5 protein-coding genes and 1 pseudogene are annotated in these 4,084 nt (G+C 70.2%); 2 read left to right on the forward strand and 4 right to left on the reverse strand.

The window, feature by feature from the left end:
* From GJ633_RS14685 to GJ633_RS14700, 4 genes are all read right to left on the reverse strand, one after another.
* Positions 1-445 (reverse strand): arginase family protein (locus GJ633_RS14685; RefSeq protein ID WP_197431363.1); only part of this gene is annotated, 445 nt, incomplete at its 3' end.
* Between the two features lie 9 nt (positions 446-454).
* Positions 455-832, reverse strand: coding sequence for a translation initiation factor IF-5A (locus tag GJ633_RS14690; protein ID WP_156589404.1), 378 nt, complete (start codon positions 830-832; stop codon positions 455-457).
* Between the two features lie 79 nt (positions 833-911).
* Positions 912-1,196 (reverse strand): hypothetical protein, encoded by a 285-nt coding sequence (locus GJ633_RS14695; RefSeq protein WP_156589405.1) that lies wholly within the window; start codon positions 1,194-1,196, stop codon positions 912-914.
* Complete coding sequence (locus tag GJ633_RS14700; RefSeq protein WP_156589406.1) at positions 1,196-2,347, reverse strand: aminotransferase class I/II-fold pyridoxal phosphate-dependent enzyme; 1,152 nt, start codon at positions 2,345-2,347, stop codon at positions 1,196-1,198. The genes GJ633_RS14695 and GJ633_RS14700 overlap by 1 nt, the downstream gene beginning before the upstream one ends.
* Positions 2,348-2,459: 112 nt before the next feature.
* Between GJ633_RS14700 and GJ633_RS14705 the strand changes: the two genes are divergently transcribed.
* Complete coding sequence (locus tag GJ633_RS14705; RefSeq protein ID WP_156589407.1) at positions 2,460-3,545, forward strand: mandelate racemase/muconate lactonizing enzyme family protein; 1,086 nt, start codon at positions 2,460-2,462, stop codon at positions 3,543-3,545.
* A gap of 62 nt (positions 3,546-3,607) precedes the next feature.
* Positions 3,608-4,084, forward strand: a pseudogene (locus GJ633_RS14710) (sugar O-acetyltransferase); the annotation flags it as partial.

Here is a 4,084-nt window from a genome sequence, read left to right on the forward strand (position 1 = left end):
CGCCGAGGTCGTCCAGGGCGCGGCGGACGACGCAGGCGTGGCTCAGGCGGTTCCCGTCGTAGGCGTCACGCAGGTCGAGGTGCGCGTCACAGACGACGAGCACGTCGGGGTCGACGGCCTCGACGCCGGCGTGTGTGACCGTGTGCTCGCCGCCGACCAGCAGCGGGACGGCGTCGTCGTAGGTGACGCTCCGCAGCTCCGCGGCGAGGTGATCCAGGTACGCGGCGACGTCGTCCCACGGACGCACGTCGCCGGCGTCGCAGACGCCGAGCCCGGAGAAGTGACTCGCGGTGCGACGGTCGTAGTCGTCGTACGCCTGGGCGAATTTCCGGACCCGGTCCGGGCCGAACCGGGCGCCCGGCTGGAACGTGGTCGTGGCGTCGAGGGGAGCGCCGACGACCACGTAGGAAGCGGTCTCGCGGTCGGTCGTCGCTCCGGGGAACATCGGTCTCGGCTACCCGACGACTTTGCGCTGGCCCTCGTACTCCAGGTACTCGATGGTGTCGTCCGAAGCGAAGTCCTCGCCCTCGGGGATGCGCATCGTGAACGTCTCGTAGGTGTCTAAGTCCATCACCTGCGCGTCGTCGCCGGAGACGGAGACGACCTGGCCCTGCTTCCGCTCGATGATCGGGACCCAGACCTTCGCGTCGACCGGCTGCGAGAGCGAGCGCTTCTTCTCGTCGAAGACGCCCTTCCCCTCCACGCGGGCCTTCGCGCTGCCGTGTTTCCCGGGTTTGGCGGTGCTGTAGTGGTTGATCTTGCAGGGCGAGTCGTCCATCATGACGTAGCTGCCCTCCTGTAGTTCGCGAACCTGTTTCTGCTCTCGCGGCATGCGCGCCACTTCCCCCGGCGCGGGTATAAACGGTTTGGAACGGCGGCGTCGCCCCGATTTCTCGCCGGCGTCGACCCGGTCAGGGATCGAGTTCGTCCTCGTACGCCGGCGGCTCGTCCTCGTCGTCGACGTCGCCGTCCGGCGGCACGAACGACCCGGTGTACAGGTAGCTGGCGAGAAACAGGATGACGAACCCCACGCCGACGGCGGCGGTCGTCCGCACCACGATCGGCCAGTCGATCCAGTAGAAGAACCGGTCCGCGATCGCCATCGCGACCACGGCGACGAACAGCAGCTTCTGCTCGTCCGTCGGATTGCGGACGAACCCCACCACGTCGGCTTTAAGCTCGCTCCACAGTCCCATCAGGCGTCACCTCCGCTCGCCGCGGTCCGTCGGTCGTCGATCACGCGGTCCACCCGTTCGAGCCCCGACTCCAGCTCCGCGGTCGGCAGGCCGAACCCGATCCGGAAGCGGTCCGAGAATCCGAAGAGCCCGCCGGGCGCGAGCACGACGCTCTCGGTCTCGATGACGGTCCGACAGAACGATTCGGCGTCGGCGAACCCGTCCGGGACCGTCATGAACCCGTTGACCCCGACCGGGTCGTGCCAGTCGAGCCCGTGCCGGTCGACCCAGTCGGCGACGAGCGCCCGGTTCGTCGCGGCGTGCTCGCGATTCTCCTGAAGGATGCGCCGCTCGCGTCGCCCGAGCGCCTGCTCGGCGACGTGCTGGCCGAAAATCGACGGGGAGATCGTGGTGTAGTCCTTCCAGCGCCACGCGCGCTCCACCACCGGTTCGGGACCGGCGATCCACCCGAACCGAAGGCCGGCGAGCCCGTACGCCTTCGTGAGACTGGTCGTCGAGATCCCGTGTGCGCCGAGGCTCGCGACCGGTGGGTGTGGGTCCGCGGCGAGCAGGCGGTACACCTCGTCACACAACAGGTACGCGTCGCGGTCGACGGCGACGTCGTAGACGTCCCGCATCGCCGACTCGTCGTGGTAGCGGCCGGTGGGGTTGTTCGGGTTGTTCACCACGACCACGGCGGTGTCGTCGCGGACCGCGTCGGCGACGGCGTCGGGGTCGAGTTCCCACCCGGGCGGCTCCAGCTCGACGCGGGTCACCTCCCCGACCGCTTCGGGGACCGAGTGCAGCGCCTGGTAGGTCGGGGTGACGACGACCGCGTGGGTGCCGGAGCCGATCTCCTCCGTCCCGGGGCCGACCCCCCCGGTGCCGCCGACCGCTTCCTCGTCGCCGAGCAGCGCGAGGAACGCGAGGAAGTTCGCCTCCTGGGCCCCGCAGGTGAAGAGCACCTCGTCGGCGCTCCGGCCGTACCGGTCGCCGACCGCGCCGCGGAGGTCGGGGTCGCCGTTCGTCGGGATGACGTACCCGAGCCGTCCGGGATCGAGGTCGAACCGGCTCGCGTCCAGCGACCGGATCCCGCTCTCGGCCAGCATGATGTCGGCCTCGTGTTCGTGCTCCGCGAACCACCGCTCGAGGCCGAACGGGTCGATTTGCATACGCGATATCGGGCCAGCGCGAGGTTATGTGCTGCGGTCTCCCGCGACCGTCCGGACGCCACCGCCGACGCGTCCCACACCTTTATTCCGGACCGGAAGGACCCCGAAGTGAATGTCCACGGAAGCGACGATCGCATCGGTCGAGACGGGACTCTACGGCGTGCCGAACGAGGAGGCGCTCGAGGACGCGACACAGACGTTCGACGAGCTGGAGCTCGTAACCGCGACGCTCGAGACGAGCGAGGGCGACCGCGGTGTCGGGTTCACCTACACCATCGGCGAGGGCGGCTCGACGGTCGAGCGGTTCCTGGCGGACGTCCTCGCCCCGATCGTGGAGGGATCCCCGGTCGCGCCGCGGGCGGTCTCCCGCGACCTTCGGGCCGAGACCACCTTCGTGGGCCGTGAGGGGATCTCCGAGATCGCCATCGCCGCGGTCGATACGGCGTTGTGGGACCTACAGGGCAAACGAACCGGCCGACCGCTCTATGACCTCCTCGGCGGAACGCGCGAGCACGTCCCGGCCTACGAGACCAACGGCGGCTGGATCCAGTTCGACGAGGACCGCCTGCGCGAGAACGCCAGACGCGTCGGTCGCGAGGGGTTCGCGGGCATGAAGATGAAGGTCGGACGCGGCCACGCGGAGGACGCGGCCCGCGTCCGTGCCGTCCACGACGAGTTGCCCGACGACGCCAGCCTCTTCGTCGACGCGAACTGCTCGTTCACCGTCGCCGAGGCCCGCCGGTTCGTCAACGCCCTCGATCGGCCGATCGCGTGGCTCGAGGAGCCGCTCGAGAAGGGCGATTTCGACGCCTACGCGGAGCTTCGCGACCGCGTCGACGTTCCCATCGCGCTCGGCGAGAACGTCTACAATACGACCCAGTTCAAGCAGGTGCTCGCGTCGGGCGGCGCGGACGTCCTCCAGCCGGACGTCGCCCGCGTCGGCGGGATCACGCCGTGGGTGACCGTCGCCGAGGCGGCCGACCTCTGGAACACGCCGGTCTCGCCGCACTACGTCGAGCCGATCCACGTCCACCTCGCGGCCGCCTTCGACAACGTCCCGTTCATCGAACACCACTCGACGGTGCTCAACGAGGTCGTCGAGACGCCGTTGGAGCTGGTGGACGGCGGCTTTCGACCGCCGGAGACCCCCGGACACGGCGTCGTCTTCGACGGGCTGGAGCGGTACGCAAAGCGGTGACCGACGGTCGCGTTCGCGGCGGAGGGGCCAACGTCTATGTCGCGGCGCCCGTCCACGCGACCATGCCCACGGAGACGGAGCGGATGCTGGCGGGCGAGCCGTACGACCCGACGGCCCCGGAACTGGTCGCCGACCGGGCGCGCGCACGCGACCTCGTCCGCCGCTACAACGCGACGACCGAGGCGGAGTCCGACCGCCGCGACGCCCTCCTCCGCGAGCTGTTCGGGGCGTCGCCGACGAGGCGGTAGTCGAGCCGCCGGTGCGGTGCGACTACGGGTACAACGTGCGGGTCGGCGACCGCTTCTTCGCGAATTTCGGGTGCGTGTTCCTCGACGTCGCGCCGGTCGAGTTCGGCGACCGCTGCCTGCTCGGTCCGGGCGTCCACGTGTACACGCCGACGCACCCGATCGACCCAGAGGAGCGCGCGACGGGGCTCGAACGCGGCCGCCCCGTGACGGTCGGCGACGACGTCTGGATCGGGGGGCACGCCGTGATCACGCCCGGCGTGTCGGTCGGCGACGGCGCGGTCGTCGCCGCCG

Source organism: Halorubrum sp. CBA1125, from assembly GCF_009742825.1.
Taxonomy (GTDB): domain Archaea; phylum Halobacteriota; class Halobacteria; order Halobacteriales; family Haloferacaceae; genus Halorubrum.

Coding starts and splice junctions, on each gene's coding strand:
- GJ633_RS14690 (WP_156589404.1), bottom strand. CDS start 832: ATGCCGCGAGAGCAGAAACAGGTTCGCGAACTACAGGAGGGCAGCTAC.
- GJ633_RS14695 (WP_156589405.1), bottom strand. CDS start 1,196: ATGGGACTGTGGAGCGAGCTTAAAGCCGACGTGGTGGGGTTCGTCCGC.
- GJ633_RS14700 (WP_156589406.1), bottom strand. CDS start 2,347: ATGCAAATCGACCCGTTCGGCCTCGAGCGGTGGTTCGCGGAGCACGAA.
- GJ633_RS14705 (WP_156589407.1), top strand. CDS start 2,460: ATGTCCACGGAAGCGACGATCGCATCGGTCGAGACGGGACTCTACGGC.